This is a genomic window from Luteimonas cucumeris (assembly GCF_007830035.1).
Taxonomy (GTDB): Bacteria; Pseudomonadota; Gammaproteobacteria; order Xanthomonadales; family Xanthomonadaceae; genus Luteimonas_C; species Luteimonas_C cucumeris.
In genome coordinates, this window is the sequence record NZ_VLKN01000002.1 from 118,237 (window position 1) to 142,097 (window position 23,861).

23 protein-coding genes are annotated in these 23,861 nt (G+C 65.9%); 10 read left to right on the top strand and 13 right to left on the bottom strand.

The window, feature by feature from the left end; genetic code table 11:
* Positions 1 to 115 precede the first annotated feature (115 nt).
* From IP90_RS03675 to IP90_RS03725, 11 genes are all read right to left on the bottom strand, one after another.
* Positions 116 to 1,942: a M56 family metallopeptidase gene (locus tag IP90_RS03675; protein ID WP_144898282.1), complete on the bottom strand. Its 1,827-nt coding sequence runs from the start codon at positions 1,940 to 1,942 to the stop codon at positions 116 to 118.
* Positions 1,939 to 2,322, bottom strand: coding sequence for a BlaI/MecI/CopY family transcriptional regulator (locus tag IP90_RS03680; protein WP_144898283.1), 384 nt, complete (start codon positions 2,320 to 2,322; stop codon positions 1,939 to 1,941). Before IP90_RS03680 ends, IP90_RS03675 begins: the two co-directional genes overlap by 4 nt.
* 144 nt (positions 2,323 to 2,466) lie before the next feature.
* Positions 2,467 to 2,811 (bottom strand): RidA family protein, encoded by a 345-nt coding sequence (locus tag IP90_RS03685; RefSeq protein ID WP_144898284.1) that lies wholly within the window; start codon positions 2,809 to 2,811, stop codon positions 2,467 to 2,469.
* Positions 2,812 to 2,966: 155 nt separating this feature from the next.
* On the bottom strand, positions 2,967 to 3,575 hold the full coding sequence (locus IP90_RS03690) for a 2'-5' RNA ligase family protein (RefSeq protein WP_144898285.1): 609 nt from the start codon (positions 3,573 to 3,575) through the stop codon (positions 2,967 to 2,969).
* 72 nt (positions 3,576 to 3,647) lie between these two features.
* Complete coding sequence (locus IP90_RS03695) at positions 3,648 to 3,845, bottom strand: hypothetical protein (protein WP_144898286.1); 198 nt, start codon at positions 3,843 to 3,845, stop codon at positions 3,648 to 3,650.
* Complete coding sequence (locus IP90_RS03700; RefSeq protein WP_144898287.1) at positions 3,842 to 4,993, bottom strand: PepSY-associated TM helix domain-containing protein; 1,152 nt, start codon at positions 4,991 to 4,993, stop codon at positions 3,842 to 3,844. The genes IP90_RS03695 and IP90_RS03700 overlap by 4 nt, the downstream gene beginning before the upstream one ends.
* 17 nt (positions 4,994 to 5,010) lie before the next feature.
* Positions 5,011 to 7,131 (bottom strand): TonB-dependent siderophore receptor, encoded by a 2,121-nt coding sequence (locus tag IP90_RS03705; RefSeq protein ID WP_144898288.1) that lies wholly within the window; start codon positions 7,129 to 7,131, stop codon positions 5,011 to 5,013.
* A gap of 134 nt (positions 7,132 to 7,265) precedes the next feature.
* A complete protein-coding gene (locus IP90_RS03710; protein WP_144898289.1) occupies positions 7,266 to 7,820 on the bottom strand; it encodes an NADPH-dependent FMN reductase in 555 nt (184 codons plus the stop codon).
* 84 nt (positions 7,821 to 7,904) lie between these two features.
* Positions 7,905 to 9,362 carry a phytoene desaturase family protein gene (locus tag IP90_RS03715; protein ID WP_199753384.1) on the bottom strand — a complete coding sequence of 486 codons (1,458 nt, stop codon included), beginning with the start codon at positions 9,360 to 9,362 and terminating at the stop codon, positions 7,905 to 7,907.
* Between the two features lie 78 nt (positions 9,363 to 9,440).
* The gene (locus tag IP90_RS03720) at positions 9,441 to 10,298 is read right to left on the bottom strand and encodes a PA4780 family RIO1-like protein kinase (protein ID WP_144898290.1); all 858 of its coding nucleotides are present in this window, start codon (positions 10,296 to 10,298) and stop codon (positions 9,441 to 9,443) included.
* Positions 10,299 to 10,376: 78 nt separating this feature from the next.
* Complete coding sequence (locus tag IP90_RS03725) at positions 10,377 to 10,808, bottom strand: GNAT family N-acetyltransferase (RefSeq protein WP_144898291.1); 432 nt, start codon at positions 10,806 to 10,808, stop codon at positions 10,377 to 10,379.
* Positions 10,809 to 11,065: 257 nt separating this feature from the next.
* Here IP90_RS03725 and IP90_RS03730 point away from each other — a divergent pair, with 257 nt between their 5' ends.
* From IP90_RS03730 to IP90_RS03745, 4 genes are all read left to right on the top strand, one after another.
* Entirely contained in the window at positions 11,066 to 12,394 is a 1,329-nt protein-coding gene (locus IP90_RS03730; protein WP_425477076.1) for an amino acid permease, read from the top strand.
* 135 nt (positions 12,395 to 12,529) lie between these two features.
* Positions 12,530 to 13,612: a transglutaminase-like domain-containing protein gene (locus IP90_RS03735; protein ID WP_144898293.1), complete on the top strand. Its 1,083-nt coding sequence runs from the start codon at positions 12,530 to 12,532 to the stop codon at positions 13,610 to 13,612.
* 244 nt (positions 13,613 to 13,856) lie between these two features.
* The gene (locus IP90_RS03740) at positions 13,857 to 14,987 is read left to right on the top strand and encodes a glycoside hydrolase family 18 protein (RefSeq protein ID WP_242007474.1); all 1,131 of its coding nucleotides are present in this window, start codon (positions 13,857 to 13,859) and stop codon (positions 14,985 to 14,987) included.
* 41 nt (positions 14,988 to 15,028) lie between these two features.
* Positions 15,029 to 15,517, top strand: a complete 489-nt coding sequence (locus IP90_RS03745) for a RidA family protein (protein WP_199753385.1) — start codon at positions 15,029 to 15,031, stop codon at positions 15,515 to 15,517.
* Between the two features lie 32 nt (positions 15,518 to 15,549).
* Here IP90_RS03745 and IP90_RS03750 read toward each other — a convergent pair whose 3' ends face one another.
* The gene (locus IP90_RS03750; RefSeq protein WP_144898295.1) at positions 15,550 to 15,816 is read right to left on the bottom strand and encodes a DksA/TraR family C4-type zinc finger protein; all 267 of its coding nucleotides are present in this window, start codon (positions 15,814 to 15,816) and stop codon (positions 15,550 to 15,552) included.
* A gap of 221 nt (positions 15,817 to 16,037) precedes the next feature.
* Here IP90_RS03750 and IP90_RS03755 point away from each other — a divergent pair, with 221 nt between their 5' ends.
* The 5 genes from IP90_RS03755 (at position 16,038) to IP90_RS03775 (ending at position 20,268) form a co-directional block, all read left to right on the top strand.
* Positions 16,038 to 16,340, top strand: coding sequence for a DUF2388 domain-containing protein (locus IP90_RS03755; RefSeq protein WP_144898296.1), 303 nt, complete (start codon positions 16,038 to 16,040; stop codon positions 16,338 to 16,340).
* 47 nt (positions 16,341 to 16,387) lie between these two features.
* Positions 16,388 to 18,199, top strand: coding sequence for a DUF7844 domain-containing protein (locus IP90_RS03760; RefSeq protein WP_144898297.1), 1,812 nt, complete (start codon positions 16,388 to 16,390; stop codon positions 18,197 to 18,199).
* Positions 18,200 to 18,424: 225 nt separating this feature from the next.
* Positions 18,425 to 19,114: a hypothetical protein gene (locus tag IP90_RS03765; protein WP_144898298.1), complete on the top strand. Its 690-nt coding sequence runs from the start codon at positions 18,425 to 18,427 to the stop codon at positions 19,112 to 19,114.
* A gap of 236 nt (positions 19,115 to 19,350) precedes the next feature.
* Positions 19,351 to 20,016: a glutathione S-transferase family protein gene (locus tag IP90_RS03770; RefSeq protein ID WP_199753386.1), complete on the top strand. Its 666-nt coding sequence runs from the start codon at positions 19,351 to 19,353 to the stop codon at positions 20,014 to 20,016.
* A gap of 33 nt (positions 20,017 to 20,049) precedes the next feature.
* Entirely contained in the window at positions 20,050 to 20,268 is a 219-nt protein-coding gene (locus IP90_RS03775; RefSeq protein WP_144898300.1) for a DUF4287 domain-containing protein, read from the top strand.
* Between the two features lie 85 nt (positions 20,269 to 20,353).
* Here IP90_RS03775 and IP90_RS03780 read toward each other — a convergent pair whose 3' ends face one another.
* Positions 20,354 to 21,862, bottom strand: a complete 1,509-nt coding sequence (locus tag IP90_RS03780) for a metal-dependent hydrolase family protein (RefSeq protein ID WP_144898301.1) — start codon at positions 21,860 to 21,862, stop codon at positions 20,354 to 20,356.
* Between the two features lie 423 nt (positions 21,863 to 22,285).
* Here IP90_RS03780 and IP90_RS03785 point away from each other — a divergent pair, with 423 nt between their 5' ends.
* Positions 22,286 to 23,758, top strand: coding sequence for a serine hydrolase domain-containing protein (locus IP90_RS03785; protein WP_158635260.1), 1,473 nt, complete (start codon positions 22,286 to 22,288; stop codon positions 23,756 to 23,758).
* Positions 23,759 to 23,861 lie beyond the last annotated feature (103 nt).

Genomic DNA, 23,861 nt, shown 5'->3' on the forward strand with positions numbered 1-23,861 from the left:
CGAACGCAGTGAATGGATCTGCGGTTTACACGGCAAATAGCCGCAGAAAAGCAGGTTCCTCACTACGTTCGGGATGACGATGCAGGTGAATGGCGGTTTGAGCCTGCGTCCACCCTCAATGCAAAGTCGAGGTCGATACCGCCTGGCCGCTCTTCAAGGCATCGTCGATCAGCGCACGGACCACGCGGTCGGCCTCGCGGCTGAGCTGTTCCTGCTGCTTGCCCAGCACATTCATTTCCCTGCCCAGCGCCTCCATCGGCTTGCTGGCTTCCTGCATCTGGCGGCTGAGGGCCTCCATCGGCTTCTGCGCCTCGGCCGTGCGCTTCGAATAGGTGCTCATGGTCCGGCCCATCGTCTCCATCTGCGCCTGCAGCGGTTGCATCTGCGCCTGCAAGGCTTCCATCTTGCGGTCCAGCCGTTCGCGTTCGGCGTCATCCGATGCTCGCAGCATCTCCGCGCTGAGGCCCGACATCCGTTCGGCGATCGCACCCTGCTGTTGCGACACGGTCTCCATCTGCGCGCTGACCCGTTCCATCTCGGCGCTCGCCGGATCGCCGGACACGCCGAGCGCCTCCATCTTCCTGCCCAGGCCTTCCATCACTTCGCCATGGGCTTCCATCTTCTCGCCGAGCGCATCCATCTTCGCGCCCAATGCCTCGGTCGGCTTCCACGCTTCCGTGATCTTGGCCAGCAAGGCGGGATCCTGCACGACATAGGACTTGTCGCCGCGGCGGAACCATAGGAAATCACCCTGCAGGCTGCGCCTGGCCTTGTCCGCATCGCGGATGTCGCGGGTGGTACCGGACACCGTCATGCTGTCGCGGCCCGCCCTGATCAGCGCGTAGGCGTCATCGCTTCTGCGCGTGGTCGTGGCGGCCGTGGACTTGGCCGACGCTGTCGTGATGGTTGCGGCCTTCGTCGCAGCTGCGGCAGGCCTGTCGTTGCCCTGCGCGAACACGGTCAGGCAGATCGCGCTCAGTCCGACGATGGGCAGTGCGATCTTCCAGCTGAGTGCGTGCTGGCCGGGCCGGATCAGGTGCTGGATGCGTGACATGAGGTGGTCTCCGTTTGCCGCAGGGGCGAGTTGGGGAATGTGGGAACGGTCACTGGATGAAAGCAGCAGGTCCAGTTGCTGCAAGGCGAGCGCCACGCGTCGGCGGTCGCCGATGACCTGCGCGGCAAGATCGTCGGCGATGCGTTCGCGTTCGCGGCGTATCTGCCTGGACAGCCACCACACCACCGGGTGGTAGAACAGCAACGCCTCGACCGCACTCTGGATGAGATTGACGAGGTAGTCGTGCCGCCTGATGTGCGCGAGTTCGTGCGCCAGCAGCGCTTCGAGCAGTTCGGGCGGCATGCGCGCGACCAGCGCGGCCGGTACCAGCACCATCGGTCGCCACCAGCCGGCGGCGACCGGGCTGTCGAGGTCGTCCACCACGCGCAGCGCGACATCGCGACGCAACCCAAAGGCCTGCGCGAGACGATCGAGCCTGGCTTGCCAATGCATATCGACGGCACCCGCGTGGCTGCGCCTGACCCGGTCCACCCAGGCCAGTCCTATCGCCATGCGCAGCGCCAGCATGCCAGCGCCCAACGACCACAATGCGACGATCCACGGCAACTGCGCCTGCAGCGTCGATTGCCAGGCGTGCGACACGCTGGCTACAGCTGGCAGAGCCTGCGCTGCGTGCGCTGGTGTCGATATCGCGGTCATGGCGACAGCGGCATCCTGAGGTTGCAGGCCACCCACAACACCAATCACCGGCAGCAGCAGGCATAGCAGCAAGGCCAGGCAGGCCACCGCATAGCGCAGTTGCGGTCGCGCATTGCGCAGAAGCATCAGCAGCAGTACCGCCGCCATGCCGACCGCCACGCCCTGCCAGACGAAATGCAGCAATGCCCATCCCAGCGTCGATACGAATCCGGGCATCGTCGCGCTCATTGGTCTTCTCCATGCAGGAAGCGCTGGATTTCCCTGCGTTCCTTCTCGGTGACATGCCCGCGCAACGCCGCCATCACCAGTTCCTTGCCGGAACCTGAAAACGCCTTGTGGATCAGTTCGCCGAGCAGGCTGGTGCGCATCGAATCCTGCGCGTGCGCCGGTGCATAGACGTGCGAGCGCTGGCTTTCGTCGCGCAGCAGCAGACCCTTGCCGTGCATGATCTGCATCAGCCTCAACACCGTGGCATAGGCCATATCCGGCCTGTCCTTCTGCACGACTTCATGCACCTGCTTGACGGTTGCCGGGCCCAGCGGCCAGAGCACGCGCAGCAGTTCGAGTTCGGCGGCCGTGGGCTTGGGCGGGGCTTTGGGCTTGGGCATGGGTGTGTCGGCATGAATCGGATGCCGACACCCTAGCGTCACTAGAACAAGTTGTCTAGAACTTTTTTTCTAGAAATGTCTACGACGCGGGCGGCCTGCCCTGACCGTTCACCTGGCCGCGCCGGAATGGCCGCCGAAGCGAATTCAGACCGCCGCGGTCACCACGATTTCCAGCTTCCAGCCGGGATCGGCCAGCGCCGCCTGCACCGTGGCCCGCGCCGGCGCCTCGCCGGCTACGACCCACGCGTCCCAGACCTCGTTCATCGCCGCAAAGTCGGCCAGATCGGCCAGGAAAATCTGCGCGCGCAGGATCCGCGTCTTGTCGCTGCCGGCCTGGGCCAGCAGGTCGTCGATGGCAGCCAGCACCTGCCGCGTCTGTGTCGCCATGTCGGCGCCGGAATCCTCGGGTACCTGCCCGGCGAGGTAGGCAACACCGTTGTGGATCGTCATTTCCGACATGCGCGGGCCGGCATCGAATCGCTGGATCATGTGTCGTTTCCTTTCCTGTTTCGAGTCGCATCAAGACTAAAGCATGTCCCTCACAGCCTGTCATCCCGATCGCAGCGATGAATCTCCTTGACTTGCTGCAATGCGAACATCAGCCACAGACCCTTCGCAGCGCTCGGACGACAACGACGTTGTCGTCACGCATTCGCGGCCCGCAACGGCCAACGCCCGAGTACCCGGTGCTCCGTCCTGCCGAGCAGGCTGTGCACCAGTACGAACTCGCGCGCAATCCAGGCGATGCGATCGACCGTTTGCATCGCGACCATGCGCTCCTCATACAGCAACGTGACATGCGGCGTGAACGCAGGCCTGACCAGCCGGCCGAGACCGGCCGTCGCCATGCAGGCACCGAGCCTGCGCTGCAGTTCCCGCACGGCGACCACGCCGTCGTCGCCACGCAATACGAAGGGATGATGGCGCGAATGCCCGCTGAAGCTTGCGGCACTGTCGAAGGCCACCTCGAATGCGGGCATGTCGACCGCGGCTGCCGCCTGCCCTGCCTTCGCGACCACGTCCTGCGGCAGGCCGGCATAGTCGCCGAGATGATGGAGCGTGACGTGGAAACGATCGCTGCGCAGCGGCTTGCCCTGCAGGTGCTGCTGGCTGCGCAGAGCCTGGGCGATGTCGGCGATGGCAGCTGCAGCCGTCGCATCCGGAAAGACCGCGAAGAACAGGCGGTCGGTGGGCTGCGGCGGTTCGAAGCCGCCCAGCGCCATCTGCCCTGTTTCGGTTGTTGTCCGGATCATCGATCATGCAAGGCGACGGGCACGCCAGTGTAGTTGCGCAGGCGCCATCCGCCCAGCTGCCGATGTCGCAGGCTAGGCGCGATCGCGTCGCCGCCGGAACACGTAAGCCCAGGCCACCACGCAGGGCACTGCACCCAGCGCGATCCACGAGACCGCGTTGAACACACCATCGCCGAGCAGCGCGCTGACCAGGCCAAGCAGGCTGACCGAGGCGATTGCCGCAGGTGCCTGATAGACACGCGACGAACCGGTGCGCTGCGTCGTGCTCATGGCGTCTCCGCCGTCGCGGGCGCCAACCCGCCGCGTTCGATCTCGGTGATGCGCGCTTCGGTCGAACCGCGCCGCCACCACAGGTAAAGGCCGCTGATCAGCACCAGGATCGTGAGCAGGTCGAGGATCGCCCACAGGAACTTCAGCGGCAACCCGCCGTAATCGCCGAAATGCAGCGGCTGCGACAGCAGCAGCGCGGTCATGTACGACGGCAGTTGCGGCTGCGCGGTCAACGCGCCGGTCTGCGCGTCGATCAGCACTGGACGGTACAGGCGTTCGGTGATCGCCGTGTCGCCATGCATGAATACGCCGTAGTGGTGGTCGCCGCTGTAACCGGTGCCCGGGAAGCTGACGTAGGCGGGCGTCATCCCCGGCTCGGCGGCGCGCGCCGTGGCGATGGCGGCGTCGAGCGAGGCGAGCTCGGTCGGCCTGGGCGCGTCCTTGTAGTGCTCGATGAAGGCGGCCAGTTGCTGCGACTGCCACGCCTGCTGCATCGGTGCGGCCAGCGTGTTGATCGCACCGGTCAGTCCCACCACCAGCGCCCACGCCACGGTGACGATGCCCAGCAGGTTGTGCAGGTCCAGCCAGGCCAGGCGCCGGTTGCGTCCCATGCGCACCGTGCCGAACGACAGCTTGCGCATGAAAGGCGCGTACAGCACCACGCCGGATACGATCGCGGCCGCGAACAGCAACGCCATCGCGCCGAGGAACAACGTACCGCCCAGACCGACGAAGACGTCGGTATGCAGCCGGTACAGGAAATACATCACGCCCTCGTTGAACTGGGAGGCCGGCAGTATTTCGCCGGTGTATTCATGCATGACGACGGTATGCATCTCCGCCGGCGGCGTGTCGGGCCGCGCACCCGTATTGACGTAGACGCTGGGCGAATGATCGTCCCAGCCGAAGAACAGCGGCACGTCGCCGGGATACTGCGCCAGTGCGCGCTCGATCAGTTCATCAGCATTGGCGCGCGGCATGCCTGCAGGCGCGGGCGCCACTTCGGGCGAGGCGCCGGTGAGATGGCCGATCTCTTCCCAGAAGATCAACGGCAGGCCGGTAAGACACAACAGCAGCAGGAACACCGTGCACACCAGGCTGGTCCATTTGTGGACCAGGAACCAGATCTTGAGTGTCGCGCGCTGCATGCGGGCCGGCTTGTCCGTCAGAACCGATAGGCGATCGTGCCGACGACCGTACGCGAGTTGCCGCTGAAGCAGTCGCCGAACGCCCGGCACGGTGCGAAGTAGGTCTTGTCGAGCAGGTTGTTGACGTTGAGCGCCAGCGACCAGTCCGACCAGTCCAGCGCCACCAGCGCGTCGGCCAGCGTGTAGCTGGGCGTGGTCAGCGAATGGGTCGTGCCGGTGGACAGTGTCGAGCCGACATGGCGGCCGCCCAGGCCGACGCGCAGCGACGCCTGCTGACCGACTTCGAAAGTCTTGGCGGCCCACAGCGACGCCAGACGCTGCGGCGTATCGTTCAACTGCTTGCCGATTTCGTTCGGGAAGTTGCTTTCGGTGACCTCGGCCTTGTTGTAGCTGTAGCTGGCGGTGATGGTGATGTCGTCGGCGACCGCATAGGCGCCTTCCAGTTCGAAACCGCGCGAACGGATCTCGCCGGTCTGGGTGCTGAACAGCACGTGCTCGGGATCGTTGGTCGGGCGATTGCTTTCGATGATGCGGTAGGCATTGGCGGTGAACAGCATGCCGCGCGCCGGCGCCCATTTGACGCCGCCTTCGACCTGGCGGCCGCGCACCGGCACCAGCGCGTTGCCGTAGAAATCGACCCCCGCCACCGGCAGGAACGATTCCGAATAACTCAGGTAGGGCGAAACGCCCTTGCCGACTTCGCCGATCACGCCGACGCGGAAGGTGGTGGCCTCGTCCGTCTGCGCCTCCGAGCCTTCGGTTTCCGAACGTGCGCGATCGCGGCGCACGCCCAGCACCAGCGACACGCGATCGGCGTAACGGATCTGGTCCTGCACGTAGAGGCCCAGCTGGGTGTTGCGCAGATCGGGATCCTCGACGTAGGCCGGCGCGACGACGCCGCTGGACACCGGGTTGTAGATGTCGATCGGCGTGACCACGCAATCGGCGGGATCGGAGAATGCGCTGCAGAACGCCGAAGACGATTCCTGGCGGAAATCGGTGTAGTCGACGCCGGCCAGCAGCGTGTGGTTGAACGCGCCGGTATCGAAATTGAACTGCAGCGAGTTGTCGTTGGTCAGCGTGCGGATATGCGGCTTGATGGCATAGAGGTTGCGGTTGACCACGCGCCGCTCGGCATCGATGAACGGATCGAGCGGACTGGAATACGTGTCCGGATAGATTTCCTGGAAGGTGGTGTCCGCGTCGAGGTAACGCAGCGCACTGCGCAGTGCGACGGTGTCGTTGAAGCGGTGCTCGGCCAACAGCGTGCCGGAAGCCTGCCGCGCATCGAGCCGGTCGTAGCCCTTGTCGCCAAGGAAGGTGGAAGGATCCAGCGACCCGCGCTCGGATGCGTGCAGCGTCGAGACTACTGGCAGGAACTGCTGGCTGGACGCGGTACGGTCGCGCTGGTACAGGCCCAGGAAGGTGATCTCGGTCCGATCGCCGGGACGCCACGTGATCGATGGCGCCAGCACCTGGCGGTCATCCGGCAGGTGGTCGGTCTGCATGTCGCTGTCGCGCGCCACGGCGATGAAGCGCCCGGCCAGCTGGCCGCTATCGTCGAGTGGGCCGGTGATGTCGGCCTGCACCTGCCGGCGCTGGAAATTGCCGATCTGCACGCCGACTTCGCCGGCCTGCGTGAATTGCGGCCGCTTGCTGACGGTGTTGAGGATGCCGCCGCTGGCGCCCTGCCCGTACAGCACCGACGAAGGCCCACGCAGCACTTCGACGCGATCCAGCGTGTAGACCTCCGTGCGCGGCAATGGGCTGAAGTTGTAGACCTTGCGCATGCCGTCCAGGTACTGCACCGGATCCAGGCCACGGATGGTGCTGCCGTCCGAACGCGTGTCCAGGCCATAGGCCTCGGCGTTGACGCCGGCGCTGTAGCGCAACGTTTCCTGCATGTTGCGCGCGCCTCGTTCGATGAACAGGTCCGAAGGCACCACGCTGATCGCCTGCGGCGTCTTCACCAGCGGCGTGTCGGTCTTGGTCGCGGTGACCGCGCGCTCAGCGACGACTACGACGGCATCGAGCGTCCTGGCCTGCTCGCCATCCTGCGCATGGACGATGCCCGGCACCACGATCGCCGGCGCCATGACCGAAAACAGGAAAACGTGGTGCTGCCGCAGACAGAACATGGATGACCCCGGAAAAATCAATCCGGCATTATCCGACGCGGGGCCCCGCAAACGCAACTAATTCTCAATTAGGAACAATTTTCATCGGGCATCCGAAGAGACGCTGGCCAGAGCATTCATCCGTTGCGCGTGGTCTATCGGGAACGCACGTACGCGACGAATCCCTCCATGTACGTGCGCAAAGCATCGTGGGTGCGTGCATCGACGATGTTGCCATCGGCATCGAACACGCTGCCGGCGCGCGATACCATCAGCCGGCCGCCGGTCCATAGCTCCGCGCCCAGCGTTCTCAGCACCGGCAACCAGGCGTTCTGCGACAGGATGGTGCCGAACCCGCCCGGCGACGCGCCAATGACCGCCACAGGCTTGCCGGCAAACACGCGCGGAATGTCGTTCGCCGGTCGGCTCAGCCAGTCGATTGCGTTCTTCGCCACCCCAGGCAGGCTGTTGTTGTATTCGGGGGTGGCGATCAGCAGTCCGTCGGCCGCGGCCATCGCATCCTTCAGCGCGGCCACCTCGGCAGGGATGCCGCGCGCGGTTTCGTCGTCGCCGTTGTAGAGCGGGAAGCTGCGGATCGACACTGCATCAAGCCGGCTGCCGTCCGGCATCAACGCCACCGCCGCGCGCAGCAGCGCAGTGTTGTACGAAGCCAGCCGCAGGCTGCCGGAAAAACCTACGAGGGTGGTCATGCGCGTTCCAAATAGAGGCGAAGGTAGGCAGCCATTACAGCATCCAGCCAGGCGGTGTGCGCATCGATCGCGTCAGGCTTGCCGCTATCCACCGGACATCCGCGCGATCACGGCATCCGCGGCGAAGATGCCTGAGAAAGCGGAAGTCGCGACGCCGAAGCCCGGATATGTCGTCTGGCCGGCGAGGAAAAGCCCCTTCAACGGCGTTTCGTGGAGAAACTGCTGGCCCGGCCCCGCTGCCGGCGACAGCCCATACAGCGCGCCCTGGAACAGGTGCATCCGCTCGGCGTAATCCTTCGGGCTGGTGACGCGCCGGACCGCGATATCCAGTGGCTGGTATCGCGCCAAGGCGGCGATCGCGGCATCGGCAGCGGCTTCCTTCGCCGCCGTGTCCCAGGCCGCCAACGGCAGGTCCTGATCCACTGGCGCGAACATCTCGACGATGCTGCCGCCTGCCGCCGCCAGCCCTGGCAGCGTATGCGTGGGCACGGTATAGGTCAGCCACGGGCTGTCCGCCGGCTGCGGCGCCAGCATCCGGTGCTGCTGCTCCAGCAGCGGCACGTGATTCACCGAATGCGCCGGCGTCTGCAACGTGTTCCTCAATCCCAGCTGCACGCCCAGCGCGCGGTGCGACAACGGCGCCTGCGACACGCGGCGCTGCATCGATGCCGGCACGTCCGCGGGATCCATCAGTCCCGAAAAAGTCGCCATGCCGCTGGCCGTGGAGACGACCGCATCCGCCACCACTTCGTCGTCGTCGATGACCAGCCCGCGCACTTTTCCATCGACGATCCGGATCCGGTCGACGCGCGTGCCGACATGCACCTTGCCGCCGAGTTCGCGGAAGCTGCGATGGAGGGCATCGCTGATCGCGCCCATGCCATTTTCCGGCAGGTGCAGTCCGTCCTGCAGCATCGAGATGAAACCCACGATCTGGAACACCGGCGTGCGCTCGGGCGCAAGGCCGGTATACAACGTCACCGCCGCGATCGCGGCGCGCGCATCGGGATCGCTGAACGAGCGTTGCAGTTCAGTCGCCAGGTTGCCGCGCAACTTGTGCAGATGGCGCCATGCCTTGCCCAGCACGCGCGGCACCGACAATGGCTGAGTCAGCAGGTCATCGGTGAAGATCCGAAGCAGCGGAGCCCATCGGGACAGGGAGCGATCGATCTCGGCTTGCAGCGTCGCCGTGCGCGTGGCGGCATGCTCGCCTTCGATACGGACGTCACCTCCGTCGCCAAAGATGATCGAGTTGCCGTCGGGCAGGAAGCTCGCCTGCGGGGCGCCGATGCGTCGCATCGGCACCAATGATGCGCGATCGAGTCTCAGCCGCGCGAAGGCATGGTCCAGCAACCGCGGTACCGCCACGAACATGGCACCGTTGTTGAACGTGAAACCATCCACGTGCGTGGTCGAGCAGCAGCCACCCAGCTCGTCCCTCGCCTCGTAAATGGAAACGTCGCAGCCCTGCCGCAGCAGGCGGATGCCTGCGGCCAGTCCGGCAACACCGCCGCCGATGATCGCGACCCGCTTCAAACCCATCGTCTGACCTCCTGCACGGGCACCGTCATGTTCACGCCGGGAATGCCTGTCAATTCGAACCAATGTCTGGCAGGCGCCTCAATCCGCTTCGGCCGCCGCCTCGCGGCCCTGCTGGCGGATCAGTGCTTCCTGCCGCGCGTCGTTGATCGCTTCGCGCACGCTGTCCACGTCGGCCATGGACTCGTCGTGCACGAACGTACCGGTCAGTTCGCTGTCCGGATGCAGCTCGCCGGCCTCGAACAGGGCCCACATTTCTTCCGCGTACCAGGTATCGAGCAGTTCCGGCGCCCAGGCGCCGAGGCTGGCCGTGATGTTGTTGACATCGCGCAGCAGCATGCTGCGCGCGGCGTTGTTGCCGGCGGCGCTGACCACCTGCGGGAAATCGATGATCACAGGGCCGTCCGGCGCGACCAGCACGTTATATTCGGACAGGTCGCCATGGATCAGCCCGACGCACAGCATCTTCACTACCTGCCGCACCAGGAAACGATGGAAACCGCGTGCCTGGTCCGGCGCCAGCTCCACTTCGCCCAGCCGCGGCGCGGAATGGCCGTCGGCGTCGGTCACCAGTTCCATCACCAGCACGCCATGGAAGTATCCATGCGGCTCCGGCACGCGCACGCCGGCATCGCGCAGCTGGTACAGCGCGTCGACCTCGGTGTTCTTCCAGGCGGTTTCCTGCTGCTTGCGCCCGTACTTGCTGGCCTTGCCGATGGCGCGCGCCTCGCGGCTGCCGCGCACCTTGCGTCCTTCCTGGTACTGCACGCGCTGCTGGAAGCTGCGTTGCGCCATGTCCTTGTAGACCTTCGCGCAGCGGATGTCGTCGCCTGCACGGACTACGTAAACCGCCGCTTCCTTGCCGCTCTTGAGCGGGCGCATCACTTCGTCGATCACGCCATCGTCGATCAACGACTGCAGGCCTGCGGGGGTTTTCACGGAAAGGAGTTGCCATCGAGGGGAGCGCCATTGTCGCCGATCGTGGCAGGCTGCGCTGCGCACAGCAGGCGCAGCCGCTCAACCGTCGCTGATGTAACCGCGCTGCCGCGCCAGCGACTGGTCCTCGAAGATCGCCATCGCCGTGGCCATCCGCTCGAAACCGAACTTGCGGTAGAACGCTTCCTTGCCCGGCACCGCGTACAGGATGATCTTGCGGTGGCCGCGCGAAAGTTCCACCAGCCTGCCTACGATCTCCGCGCCCAGCCCATGGCCCTGATGGCTCGGCAGCAGCGCGACATCGCAGATGTACGAGCAATCGACACCGTCGGCCAGCGCCCTGCCCACGCCCACCAGCCTGCCGTTCTCGCGCAGGAAGCACTTGAACAGGCTGTTGGAGAACGCGGTGGTCAGCATCTCCGGGCTCTTGTTGCCCAGCGGAGCCAGGCGGTAGAGCTCGGACAGTTCGTCCCAGTCCATGTCGTCGGTCGAATCGGACCATTCCAGCGCCATCGGCAACTCCTCTCGAATCGATTGATGAACCTGAGAGCGCATGTCAGCTCCAGTTCCGCATGCACAGGATATGGCGATTGCGGCGAGGGATCGACATCGGAGCCTGTTTCCCGCAATGCGACGCGGCAGGGTATTGTTCCCGCCTGCAGTCTCCTCCAGCGTTGCCAACGATGAACTCCCCCGATATTCCCGCAGCCGTTCCGTCTGGCGACACCGTTTCCGCACCCTCCTCCACGCATCCGCGACTCAGCCACGCGATGAAGCCGCGGCAGCTGGTGATGATGGGGCTGGGCAGCGCCATCGGCGCGGGCCTGTTCCTCGGTTCCGGCGTGGGCGTGCAGACCGCGGGTCCCGCGGTGCTCGTGTCCTACCTGGTGGCCGGCGCGCTGGTCATCATCGTGATGCGTGCGCTGGGCGAAATGGCTGCGTCCAATCCCAGCAGCGGCGCCTTTTCGGTGTTCGCCAGCGAGGCCATGGGCAGGACCGCGGGCGCGACGGTGGGATGGCTGTGGTGGGCACAACTGGTGATCGTGATCGCCGCCGAATCGGTCGGCGCCGCCGGATTGCTGGCCACGGTATGGCCGGCATTGCCGGTCGCGCTGATGTCGCTGGGCTTCATGATCCTGTTCACCGTCATCAACCTGATGGGGGTGAAGAATTTCGGCGAGTTCGAATTCTGGTTCGCGATCATCAAGGTCGCGGCGATCATCGCGTTCATCGCGATCGGCGTCCTGCTGGTGCTGGGCCTGCTGCCGGATGCGGCATCGCCGGGTCTGTCCAACTTCACCGCCCACGGCGGCTTCGCGCCGAACGGGTGGACCGGCATCGGCGCCGCGCTGCTGGTGGTGGTGTTCGCCTTCGGTGGCACTGAAATCGTCGCGGTCGCGGCAGCGGAGACCGAAGACCCGCGGCACAGCATCAAGCGCGCGATCCGCACCGTGGCATGGCGCATCCTGGTCTTCTACATCGGCTCCGTCGCCGTGATCATCGCTGTGGTGCCGTGGACCAGCGAGGCGCTGAAGTCGCCGTTCGCGGCCGTGCTGCAGGTCGCCAACATCCCCGGCGCCGCCACCGCGATCACCCTGGTCGCGGTGGTCGCGCTGCTGTCGGCGCTGAATGCCAATCTTTACGGCGCATCGCGGATGATCTTTTCGCTGGCCGAGCGAGACGAGGCCCCGCGCATGCTGGCGCGGGTGAACCGTAGGCAGGTACCGACCGCGGCGGTGCTGTCGTGCGTGGTGTTCGGCTTCTTCGCCACGCTGCTGGAGTTGTGGTATCCGAACCAGGTGCTGCCGGTGCTGCTGAACCTGGTGGGCTCGACCTGCCTGATGGTGTGGACGATCTCGCTGGTCTCGCAGCTGATCCTGCGGCGACGCGCGGATCGCGCCGGCCTGGTGCTGCCGTTCCGCATGTGGGCGTTCCCGTACATGACCTGGCTGGGCCTGTCGATCCTCGCCGTGATCTTCGCGCTGACCCTGCTCGCCGATGGCCCGCGCGTGCAGTTGCTGTCGACCACCGCACTGACGCTGGGCATCGCTGCGGCCAGCGAAATCCTGCGACGGTGGCGGGCCAGGCAGCCGCGCTGACGGCCGGAGCGCCGGCGCCGATGGTGCCAATACGGCCGCGCCGGCGGGGGCCATTCGCCACTGCCACGACACGCGGAAAGGAATAAACTCCGGGCAGGTGACGACCCCGCCAACGGGCGCGGAAGGTTTCCGAACATGAACTGGGCAGCCGCCGCTTTGCTGGCCGTAGCCACACTGGATCCCGGGCCGGGCCTGCCCAGCCGCGACCAGATCATGGCGGTGCCCCCCGAACTGCACGCGCAGTTCCAGGAACAGGTCATCCGCAAGGGCGATTCGACCGACGAACGGTTGCGGCTGCTGATCGATTTCGTGCTCAACGATCCGGAGCTGCAGCTGGAATACGACAACAATCTCACCCGCACCATCAGCGAGACCTATCGCACCCGCAAGGCCAACTGCCTGTCGTTCACCCTGCTGTTCTCGGCGCTGGCGCGCGAAGCCGGCATCAAGACCCAGATCCAGGAATACGAGCAGGTGCTGGTCTGGTACCAGAACAACGGGCTCGTGTTCAATTCCAGCCACGTCAATGTCCTGGTCAAACGCGGCGGCACGCGGCAGATCGTCGACGTGGGACGCAACGTGCTGATCTCTCGTTATCGCCCGCGGCCCATTCCCGAGCAGCGCGCGATCGCCTTCTTCTACAACAATCGCGGCGTCGAACTGATGGCGCAGAACCAACTGGCTGCGGCCCGCCAGCACCTGGATGCGGCGATCGAGTTGGCGCCGACGCATGCGGCCTCGTGGAGCAATCGCGGCGTGCTGGAACTGCGCATGGGCAATGCGCTCGCTGCGGAACGTGCCTATCGCAAGGCGCTGGAACTGGACTCGCGGCATGGCGCCGCGCTGGCCAACATCGTCACCCTGTACCAGCGCAGCGGACAGGACGATCTGGCGAACCGCTACCTGCGACGCCTGCAGCGGGTACAGCTGGACGACCCGTTCCACCAGTTCATGCTGGCGATGGACTTCGAGAAACGCGGCGAATATGGCCACGCCGTGCCCTACTACCGGCGCGCAATCCGCCTGCACGGCGAGGAACCGGCTTTCCACATGGGCCTGGCGCGCAGCTATTCAGCGTTGGGCGATGTCCGCCGGGCGCGCCGCGAGTTGTCACGGGCCGAGAATCTCAAGGATGAGAACACGCGCCGGGCGCTTCATGCCAAGAACGAGGAACGACGGCAACGCGCAGGCTCGGTGGCGCAGCAGGTGAGTCGATAACACCTCAGCCGGGCGCGGTTCCTGGCTGTCATTCCGAACGCAGCGAGCGACCTGCTTTCCGCGTTCTGGCGAGGAATACGGCAGTCACGCGTCCTTCTCGTGGATGACAACTCGTGTCGAACTGCATTGTCACGGGAGACCATCGGTTGCATGACATCGGCTGTCGCGTGTTTGGCAGAAGGCGTGTCGCCTGCCAAGATCGCCTCCTCCCCCGTCGGAATCGATCGACATGCGATTGCCAGACATGATCCGCTCCCGCCGCCGCTCCGCAGGCGCGCTGCTGGGCCTGCTGTTGCTGACGGCAAGCTGCATCGTCGCCGCGCACGACGCCCCGCGCCAGCCGCGCATCGTCGGTTATGCCACCGGCTGGAACGCGGCACAGGAGCGCAACGTCGACCAGCTCGACATGCTGATCTTCTCCTTCGCCAAGGTCAGCGATGACCGCGTGGTACTCGACGACGACGCTGCGCAGCGCCTGCAGACTCTGGTCGCGCTCAAGGAGCGTCATCCGAAGCTGCGGATCGCGATCGCGATCGGTGGCTGGGGTGCAGGCGGATTTTCCGAAGCGGCCAGTACCGAAGCCGGGCGCCGTGCATTCGCCGATACCGCCGCGGAACTGCTGGCGATGCATCGTGCCGACGGACTGGACGTGGACTGGGAATATCCCGGCTTCGACGACGCCGGCATCAAGGCCAGCCCCGACGACCGCGAGAACTTCACGCGCCTGATCGAGGCAGTCCGCGCCAGCCTGGATCGCGTCGGTGCGCGCGAAGGCCGTAGCGGCGACAACCGCTATACGCTGTCCATCGCCGTCGCCGACGGCCGCTTCGTCCGCGACATCGACATCGCCGCAGTCGAGCCGCACCTGGACTGGTTCAACCTGATGACCTACGACTTCGTCAACAGCATGACGCCCACCACCGGCCACCATGCCGGCCTGCACGCCGCCACGCAGGCGCCCGCCGATGCGCGCAGTGCCGATCGCGCCGTACGGCAGTTCCTCGGTTTCGGCGTGCCGGCGCGCAAGCTGCTGATCGGCGCGGCGTTCTACGGCCGCGAATTCGGCGACGTGCAGCCGCGGCACCAGGGCCGCTACCAGTCGTTCGGCAGGTACGTAGGCGAGCATCCGTGGCCAAAACTCAAGGCCGAGTATGTCGACAAGCAGGGCTACGTGCGGCACTGGGACGAAACCGCGCAGGCGCCGTGGCTATGGAACGCGGAGACGCGGCACTTCATCACCTACGACGACCCGCAATCGCTCGCCGCCAAGGCCGCTTTCGTCAAGGCGCAGCAGCTCGGTGGCATCATGTACTGGGAACAGGTGCACGATACCGAAGGCGAGTTGCTGGACGCGTTGGCGAAAGGACTGCGTTAGCAACCGATCTATCCCATCGACCATCGCCCGGGAGAATCCTCATGTTTCGAAAGATGCAACCGGCCGCATTCATCGCAGGTCTTGCCTTGTGCTCTCCACTCGCGCTGGCACAACAAGCTGACGATGCCGGACTGCGATTCCTGAATCCGCCCGGCCTGCCGACGCCGTCAGGCTATTCCCATGCGGTCGAAGCGCCCGTCGGGCGCACGATCCATGTCTCGGGCCAGCAGCCCCTGGACAAGGACGGCAAGCTGGTCGGTGCCGGTGATTTCGCGGCGCAGGCCGAGCAGGTGTTCGCGAATCTGAACACCGCGCTGACCGCGGCGGGTGCGTCGTTCGACGACGTCGTCAAGCTCGACATCTACGTCACCGACATGAGCCAGCTCAAGGCGCTGCGCAGCGCACGCGACCGCTACATCAACCTGCAGCAACCGCCCGCCAGCACGCTGGTGCAGGTGGAGCGTTTCGTCAGGGAAGACGCGATGATCGAGATCGCGGCAACAGCCGTCGTCCGCGCGCCAGCCCGTTAGGATCGATCCGCCGACAACATCATGCGGCCTTTTCAACGCAGCTGACTGTCCTTGCTGCCGCGCCGGTTGTAGCCACTGTGCAGCCCCTGCTCGCGGTCATGCGCTTCCTGGCAGGGTACGCACAGGCGTACGCCGGGCATCGCCTTGCGCCGTGCTTCGGGGATGGCGGCATCGCATTCTTCGCAGTGCTCGAGGCCCGGCCCCTGCGGCAGCTGGCTGCGCGCGCGTTTGATGCCATCCTTGACGGTGGCGTCGATCTGGTCCTGGACGGCGCCGTCGCCTGCCCAACCGGTTGCCATGTGGCACCTCCGGAATTGCCGATGGAATGATGGGCGCTGCCGCCCGCCTGCTTGCTACTAGTAATGGGGCCGGATGACGCGCCCAAAAGGGCTTCGGATAAAATCGAATCGACACTGCCCGATCGCCGCGGTTCATCCGATGCGCAGCCGCTGCAGGTAGTCTTGCCGGGCCCGTCATGGGCCGACTTTCCTTCTTTTACATACTGCTGGGATTCCGCCCGATGATCCGACCGCTCCTGATCTGCAGCCTGTTGTTGCTACCCATCGCCCCGGCCATGGCTTCGAGTTTTGCCGGCACCTCCGCCGGCGCGTCCTCCGCCGGCTCGTCGGCATCGTCCGGCAGTACCTCGGGCGACGACAAGGTCGTGCTGCAGGCGCGCGACGACGCGGCCAGCTTCGTGGCCAGCGAAGGGTGCATCCGTGGCGTCCAGCTCGAAGCCGCGCTGCACCGGTTGCGCGAGCGCCATGCGGACGCGCGCCAGGCCAGCGACATGCAACTGGCGCAGGCCATCCTGGCACTGTGACCCGGCGACATCGGCGCCGCCTGCCACGAACAGGATGGTCGTGGCTGATGCTGTGCCTGCTTGCCTGCGCCGCACCGGCGCAGGCGGCCCTGCAATTGCAACCGGTGGAAGCGGGATTGACGCCGGCCCAGGCCGCGGCAACGCGACAACTGCTGGATGAGGCCACCAGACGCCTGCCCCAGTCCTGGACGCAGGCACTCGACTCGCGCATCGCGATCGAATGGCGCGACGACCTGCCCGAGCATGTCCACGGTCGGGCGCAGGCCCGGCGGATGCTGCTCGACGTCGCCCTGCTCGACGACTGGATGACGCGGCCCGTCGACGCGGACGACCGGGATCCCGCCACGCGCGCGGCGCTGACTGCCGTCATCCACGAACTGGCGCACTTCTACGACCGCACGCCACGCGGCAGGCTGTCGCGGGATCCGCGCCTGCTGGATCTCGCCGGCTGGCAGGTCAGCCCGATGCGGCTGGGCTCGCGCACCACGCACAACGCCTTCAGCGAACGCACGCCGGATCGATACGAGCTGGCTAGTCCTGCCGAATTCGTCGCGGTCAACCTCGAGTATTTCCTGCTGGACCCGGCATACGCCTGTCGCCGGCCTGCGTTGTATCGCTACTTCGCCACGCATTTCGGCGTGACGGCACCGCATCCTGCGTGCGCGCCGGGGCTGGTGTACGTACAGGCCAATGCGGACGCCGGCCAATCACCGTTGTTGCAGATCGATCCCGAACGCGTTTTCGCCATCGATTACCTGCTGGCGGAAGGCAACGATCGCGCCATGAGTCGCTGGGGCCACAGCATGCTGCGGCTGGTGATCTGCGCGCCCGGTCGCGAACGCGGGCCCGATTGCCGCCTCGACCTGCAGCACCACCGCGTGCTGTCGTTCCGCGCGTTCGTCGACGATGTGCAGATCTCGAGCTGGCGCGGCCTGACCGGCTCATATCCCTCGCGACTGTTCCTGCTGCCGCTGCAACAGGTGGTCGACGAGTACACCAAGGTCGAACTGCGCGGCCTGCAATCGATCCCGCTGCGTATCGGGCGCGACGAGATCGCGATGTTGCTGGAGCGCGCCGCGCGCCTGCACTGGAGCTATGACGGCCGCTACTATTTCCTCGCCAACAACTGCGCGGTGGAGACGTTCAAGCTGCTGCACGATGGCGTGCCGCGCCTGGCCGGCGAACGGCTCGCCAGCATCACACCGACCGGACTGCTGCGGCGGCTGCAGCGGTCGGGCATCGCCGATGCGTCGGTGCTGGACGACGGCGAACGCGCACGGCGCCTTGGTTACTACTTCGAACCCGCGGACGCCCACTACCAGGCCATGTTCGACGTGGCGAAGCAGGCACTCGACCTGCCGCAGGCGCGGGTCGAGGACTGGCTGGAGCTGCCTCCCGGCAAGCGCGCGCCGTGGCTGGAACGTGCCGACCTTCGCGCCAGCGCGGCACTGCTGCTGCTGGAACAGGCCGCGCTGCGTCGCCACGAACTGCTGGCACGCGACGAGCTCAAGCAACGCTTCCTCGGCAAGGAATCCCACCACCACGAGAAGGCCGCCGACACGCTGGCCGCGTTGCGCGACTATCTGCGCCTGGAAGGTTTCCTCAGCCGTCCGGCGGCATTGCTCGCCGACAGCGGCTACGGCCTGCCACAGCAGGCGGAACGCGAGGCCCTGGCGCAGCAAAGCGCCGACCTCGCCACGCAATGGCGACAGCGTGGCGACGCGCTGCGCGAGCAGGCGCGTCGCTGGCTCCCGCCGCCATCACGGGAGGCGCTGGCCGCGACCGAAGCCAATGTCGCCGCGCTGGGCCAGCACCTGCGCGAACTGCATCGGCAACAGGGCGGATTGCAGCTGCACTGAAGTGCCCGCGGCAGTGCGCACTGAAAATGCATATCCCACTTCGTCGTCCCGGGTGTAGCGAGGAACCTGCTTTTCACGGCATCCCGATACGCGGGTTCGGTAGCCAACCACCGCTTTGACTCCAGCCGGATTCCGACGCCCAGGCGAAACATGACTTCCGGCAGGCCAGAACCGGCTCCCGCCATGCCAGTCTGCGCTGGTCTCGGCGCGCAACGAGGTGCAGGCATGCTCGACTCCAGGACACACCGGGTGGCCGCAGCGGTCGTCGCAATGGCCTACATCGCGATCCAGTCGTTCCAGTGGTTCGTGTTCGCGCAACTGCCCGGTGCGGACGATCCGGCACAGGCACTGCTGCAGGGACCGTTGCCGCTGAACATCGCACGCGCGGTGCTGATGCTGCTGTCGTTCTTTGGCCTGGCGTACCTGTTCCTGGTCTGCTGCGCGATCGCGTACCGGCGGCGCCCTGCCGCGGCCGTCCTGGCGTTCGCCGGATTCTTCGTGTTCTGCCTGCTGGAAGTGCAGCTGCGCTCGATCGAACTGTTCTACGTGTTCCTGGAACTGCCTGCGCAATACCTCGCCACGACCTCCGCCAACGAGCAGGCGCGCATACTGGCGCTGCAGTCGACGTTCCAGTCCGTGCAGCACGCGCTGTATTTCGTGCTCGGCCTGACCTGGCTGCTGGGCAGCGTCGCCCTGTGCCTGGGTCTGGGTGGGCAGCGCATCGATGGACTGGCCCGCTTCGCCTTTGCCTTGAACGCGCTCCGGCTGGCGCTGCGCATGCTGGACACCTACGTGCTGGGCGGACCGCACTTCGACGCGCTGTACGGCGCGCTGTACCTGCCGCTGGTGTATTTGACCTTCGTCCCCATCGCCGCGTGGCTGTTGCTGCGCCGCGACCAAGACACATCGCGGTAGTAGCGTGCGCTGCGCGCACGACTCCTGGCCTGGCGGTCACGCATCCAGCCATTTCGTCGATCGCATGCGCACGGCGCACGCTACGTGATCGGTAACGACCTCGTCGCCCATGAGGCGCCGGCACGTGCCTGTCAAAAAAGCGCATGCCGAATGTCGATTACGCACTCCCCCGTTCGTCTTTCCGGTAACCAGCTGCTTCCCGGCTCCCTTCGTCGATGCAATCTTCCGGAGACCCCATGGCTTCCACGCCGCGCCCGAAACTGTATGCCCACCCCTTCTCGTCCTATTGCCAGAAGGCGCTGATCGCGCTTTACGAGAACGACACGCCGTTCGAGTACCGCCTGCTGGAAGGCGATGGCGCCATGCTCGAGCTGGCCGCACTATGGCCGATCAAACGCTTCCCGGTGCTGGTGGACGCCGGCCGCACCGTGATCGAGGCCAGCAGCATCATCGAGTACCTGGGCCTCCACCATCCCGGCCCCGTGCGGCTGATCCCGACGGACGCCAAGGCCGCGCTGGAAGTACGGATGATGGATCGCTTCTTCGACAACTACGTTTCCACGCCGCAGCAGAAGATCGTGTTCGACAGCATCCGCTCCGAAGCGGACCGCGATGCCTACGGCGTCGCCGAGGCCCGCAGGATGCTGGAAACCGCCTACGCCTGGCTTGACCAGGTGATGGCGGGCCGCGAGTGGGCTGCAGGCGATGGCTTCAGCCTCGCCGACTGCGCCGCCGCTCCGTTCCTGTTCTACGCCGACTGGACCCACGCCATCGACGACCGCTTCGCCAACGTCAGGGCCTATCGCCAGCGGCTGCTGGCACGGCCGTCGTTCGCGCGCGCCGTCGACGAAGCACGCCCGTACCGCAGATATTTCCCGCTCGGTGCGCCAGCGCGCGATTGAACCTTTCCTCTCGACCTTTCAACGGAAGCAGCCATGTCATTCCAGGCTTATCTCGACAACATCCAGGCCAAGACCGGCAAGAGCCCGGACGACTTCCGCAGGCTCGCCGCCAGCAGAGGCTACGCGGCAGACGGACAACTGGGCGCAGGCGTGAAAGCCGGCGACATCATCGCCTGGCTCAAGCAGGACTACGAACTGGGCCATGGCCACGCCATGGCGATCGTCGCGATGCTGAAGGGCAAGACGTCGTAGTGCGAAGAAAGCGAACGCGCCGTTCCTGCACGAGTGCGTTGCGCCTGGACCACAGGCGCAACGCACCGGCTTCAACCCGACACATTCACCTGGATGAGGTGTTCTTGAAGATCCTGCCGTTCTTCATGATGACCACGAAATTCCGGTCCGGGTTTTCGATCAGCCTGAGGTTTTCAAGCGGGTTGCCATCGACCAGCAGCAGGTCGGCCAGCGCGCCCTGCTCCACCACGCCGAGCCTGCCCGGATAGGGATTGATGCGGCCGGACAGCGCCATCAGTTCACCGTTGTCGGCGGTAGCCATCTTCAGCGCCTCGGCCGGCGTATACCACTTCAGCAACAGCGCCAGCTGCGCCCCGTGGCGGCGGGCGGCGACGTGCGGACTGAACAGGATGTCGGCGCCGAACGCGGTCTTGACCTTGTGCTTCTTCGCCAGCCGGTAGGCGTTGTCGGTGCCCCTGAACACTTCCAGCGCCCGCTGCTGCATGCCGGGGTCCCGCATCGGCATCATGTCCTCGTTGTCGATCAGCGGCTGCAGGCTCCACCAGATGCCCTTCTCCGACATCAACTGCGCGGTGGGTTCGTCGATCAGCTGGCCGTGGTCGATCACCTTGACGCCGGCGGCGATCGCCTGCCGCACCGCTGCCGTGGTGTAGGCATGTGCGGTCACATAGCTGCCGCCCCACGCTTCGGTGGCCTCGACCGCGGCGCGCAGTTCCTGCTCGGTGAACTGGATCGAGGCGATGTCGCCGTACGGCGAATTGACGCCGCCGCCGGCGGTCAGCTTGATCTGGCTGGCGCCCATCCGCAGCTGTTCGCGCACCCGCATGCGGACCTCGTCGGGGCTGTCGGCAATGGCCGAAATACCCTCTCTCTCGCTGAAGCTCAACATGCCGTTGGGCAGGCGCGGCACTTCGTACAGCGTACGGAAATCGCCGTGCCCTGCAGTCTGCGAGATCATCGCGCCGGAGGGATAGATGCGGGGCCCTACGACCAGCCCCTCGTCTATGGCGCGCTTGAGCCCGAACGCCGGCCCGCCGAGGTCGCGCACCGTGGTGAAGCCCTGCATCAGCGTGCGCTCGGCCTGATGCGCTGCGACCAGTTGCACGTAACTCATCGGCGAGGTCATCAGCACCGGCATCTGGATGCCGGCCAGCAGCGCGTGCCAATGCGCGTCGATGAGGCCGGGCATCAGCGTGCGGCCGTTGCCATCGATGACGGTCGCGCCTTCGCCGGTCGGCTCCTCGATCGTGTCGGCGGAGATGTTTTCGATGATGTTGCCACGCACCAGCACATTGCGCGGTTCCGACAACGCGCTGCTCTTGCCATCGAAGACACGCACGTTGCGGAACAGGGTGACGGGTGCGGCCGGCCTCGCGGCAACGACGGCAGGCGCGTTCGCATCTGCTGCCGCAGATGCATCGGCTTCGGGAGCATCGACGGCCGGAGCCGAAGTGGAAGTCGTGGCAGGAGCCTGCGTTGCAGGCGGCGTCGCAGTGGCCTGCGTGTTGTCCGGGCTTTCGGTGCGGGTGCAGCCGCCGAGTAGCGCCAGCCCAAGCAGTGCCGGTATCGCGGAATGGATCAGAGCGCGACGCATGTCTTTACCCCTGGTCTGGAAGAAATCTGCTTCGGCCCGTCCCCGGCGACCGACTCCGGAGACTAGAGGGGTAAGGTTAAGAAGAAGTGAGCGCCCACAGACTTGTCGCACTGAATCTCCATCCGACGCGATGTCTTCCCGTTGTCGCAGCTGCGAAGTCCTGGCGCTCAAGGCAACGCAGAACGGAGGACCGTCATCCCGGCGGCCGGATGACGTATTTTTCCAACCTTGCCTTTTAAACCCGAGCGGATCGGGCCGCATCCCAGAATCATTGATCGAGCACAGCATGCAGCTGCGGGAGCGCCCATCACGATGAGCAACGCCAGGATCACCCTACGACGCAACGCCACGGCGGCACCCCAGCCAAGACGGAAGCGGATGTTGCGAAGCGGGCTTGAATGCTGGTTCCTGCATGCCCTTCTGGTGTTCGCCGGGACCAGCATCGCACAGGCTTCGGAAGCGGAGCCTGCAAATAAAAACGATGTCTACGCCGCCATCGGCAAGGACATCCAGGCGGAGATCGACGCCGGCCGCCTGACCGGCGTCGCCGTGGCCCTGGTCAAGGATGGCAGGATCGTCTGGCAGGACGGCTTCGGCTGGGCCGATCGCACGGCCGGTACGAGGGCGACCAGCGCCACCGCGTTCTCGGTCGCATCCACCACCAAGCCTTTCACCACCACTGCGCTGATGACGCTGGTGCGCGACGGCAAGCTCGACTTCGACCGTCCGGCCAACGACTACCTCGGCGCCGAAAAGATCGTCGATCAGGACGGTCCCGCGCAGTCGGCTACGGTTCGCCATCTGGCCACGCACTCTTCCGGTCTGCCGACCTTTTTCATCATGTATCCGGAGGGCGGCGCCGCGCGCCAGCCGCCGATGGCCGAACTGATCCGCGATTACGGCCACCTCGTCGCGCCGGTCGGCGAACGCTACGAGTATTCCAACCTGGCGATGGGCATCCTCGGCGAGATCGTCGCGCGCCAGTCCGGACAGACGCTGGGCGACTACCTGCAGGCGCAGGTACTCACTCCGTTGGGCATGAAGGACAGCTTCTTCGACACCGACCTGTCGCGCCGCGCGGAAATGGCGGTGCGTCATGCCGACGATGGCAAGCCGCTACCGTTCTATCTCACCGCCACGCCCGGCTCCGGCGAGCTGTACGCCAGCGCGCGCGACCTGGCGCGATTCGCAATGCTGCACCTCAAGGACGACCTCGACGCGTCGGCCAGGATCCTCGGCGATGCGCAACTGGACGAGCTTCATCGTCCCGCCACCGTGGTCGCGCCGGGCTATTCGTATGCGATGGGCTGGCAGGTGTTGCGTCGCGCAGGCGAGCCGGAAGTGCTCTATCACGGCGGGGGCCAGTCCGGCGTGGAAACCGAATTCGTGCTGCTGCCCGGCGAGGATGTCGCCGCCATCGTGCTGAGCAATCGCCGCAGCCAGAACGATTTCATCGAGAAGCTGCGCGATCGGATGATCCGCACGGTGGTTCCGGAATGGCATGGCATACCGTCGCCACCGAACGCGTCGCTGCTGCCGCTGGACCCGCTTGCCGACTACGCCGGCGAATGGCGCGGCACGGTGCTCGCGCAGGGCCGCCACGTGCCGGTGGTATTGACGATCACCCCGCAGGGACAAGGCAGCCTGTCGCTGCATGGCCGTGCCGCGCAGCCGATCGACAAGCTGGGCCTGGTCGACGGCCTGATCAGCGGCGACATCAAGGGCCAGGTCGGCAGTCCGGACGAGTTGCGCGAGAACCTCGACGATCTTGCCCTGAACCTCAAGCTGCGCGGCGATCGCATCGACGGCGAAATCGTCGCCTGGCGCAAGACCTCGGAGAACATGACTTTCCTGCCGTTCTGGACAGCACTGGAAAGGAGCGGGCCGAAGCAGTGATCGGCAGCCTGCGCCCCGAGCTGCATGTCAGCGTGCGTAGGGCGCAACAATCGAAGGGCATTGCGCCGCATGGTTGACCGGGGCAGACGACATCCGGCGCATT

What these genes read in the sequence shown, in the direction of transcription:
- IP90_RS03675 (WP_144898282.1), bottom strand. Translation starts at nt 1,942, where the DNA reads ATGAGCGCGACGATGCCCGGATTCGTATCGACGCTGGGATGGGCATTG.
- IP90_RS03680 (WP_144898283.1), bottom strand. Translation starts at nt 2,322, where the DNA reads ATGCCCAAGCCCAAAGCCCCGCCCAAGCCCACGGCCGCCGAACTCGAA.
- IP90_RS03685 (WP_144898284.1), bottom strand. Translation starts at nt 2,811, where the DNA reads ATGATCCAGCGATTCGATGCCGGCCCGCGCATGTCGGAAATGACGATC.
- IP90_RS03690 (WP_144898285.1), bottom strand. Translation starts at nt 3,575, where the DNA reads ATGATCCGGACAACAACCGAAACAGGGCAGATGGCGCTGGGCGGCTTC.
- IP90_RS03695 (WP_144898286.1), bottom strand. Translation starts at nt 3,845, where the DNA reads ATGAGCACGACGCAGCGCACCGGTTCGTCGCGTGTCTATCAGGCACCT.
- IP90_RS03700 (WP_144898287.1), bottom strand. Translation starts at nt 4,993, where the DNA reads ATGCAGCGCGCGACACTCAAGATCTGGTTCCTGGTCCACAAATGGACC.
- IP90_RS03705 (WP_144898288.1), bottom strand. Translation starts at nt 7,131, where the DNA reads ATGTTCTGTCTGCGGCAGCACCACGTTTTCCTGTTTTCGGTCATGGCG.
- IP90_RS03710 (WP_144898289.1), bottom strand. Translation starts at nt 7,820, where the DNA reads ATGACCACCCTCGTAGGTTTTTCCGGCAGCCTGCGGCTGGCTTCGTAC.
- IP90_RS03715 (WP_199753384.1), bottom strand. Translation starts at nt 9,362, where the DNA reads ATGGGTTTGAAGCGGGTCGCGATCATCGGCGGCGGTGTTGCCGGACTG.
- IP90_RS03725 (WP_144898291.1), bottom strand. Translation starts at nt 10,808, where the DNA reads ATGGCGCTGGAATGGTCCGATTCGACCGACGACATGGACTGGGACGAA.
- IP90_RS03730 (WP_425477076.1), top strand. Translation starts at nt 11,066, where the DNA reads ATGAAGCCGCGGCAGCTGGTGATGATGGGGCTGGGCAGCGCCATCGGC.
- IP90_RS03735 (WP_144898293.1), top strand. Translation starts at nt 12,530, where the DNA reads ATGAACTGGGCAGCCGCCGCTTTGCTGGCCGTAGCCACACTGGATCCC.
- IP90_RS03740 (WP_242007474.1), top strand. Translation starts at nt 13,857, where the DNA reads ATGATCCGCTCCCGCCGCCGCTCCGCAGGCGCGCTGCTGGGCCTGCTG.
- IP90_RS03745 (WP_199753385.1), top strand. Translation starts at nt 15,029, where the DNA reads ATGTTTCGAAAGATGCAACCGGCCGCATTCATCGCAGGTCTTGCCTTG.
- IP90_RS03750 (WP_144898295.1), bottom strand. Translation starts at nt 15,816, where the DNA reads ATGGCAACCGGTTGGGCAGGCGACGGCGCCGTCCAGGACCAGATCGAC.
- IP90_RS03755 (WP_144898296.1), top strand. Translation starts at nt 16,038, where the DNA reads ATGATCCGACCGCTCCTGATCTGCAGCCTGTTGTTGCTACCCATCGCC.
- IP90_RS03760 (WP_144898297.1), top strand. Translation starts at nt 16,388, where the DNA reads ATGCTGTGCCTGCTTGCCTGCGCCGCACCGGCGCAGGCGGCCCTGCAA.
- IP90_RS03765 (WP_144898298.1), top strand. Translation starts at nt 18,425, where the DNA reads ATGCTCGACTCCAGGACACACCGGGTGGCCGCAGCGGTCGTCGCAATG.
- IP90_RS03770 (WP_199753386.1), top strand. Translation starts at nt 19,351, where the DNA reads ATGGCTTCCACGCCGCGCCCGAAACTGTATGCCCACCCCTTCTCGTCC.
- IP90_RS03775 (WP_144898300.1), top strand. Translation starts at nt 20,050, where the DNA reads ATGTCATTCCAGGCTTATCTCGACAACATCCAGGCCAAGACCGGCAAG.
- IP90_RS03780 (WP_144898301.1), bottom strand. Translation starts at nt 21,862, where the DNA reads ATGCGTCGCGCTCTGATCCATTCCGCGATACCGGCACTGCTTGGGCTG.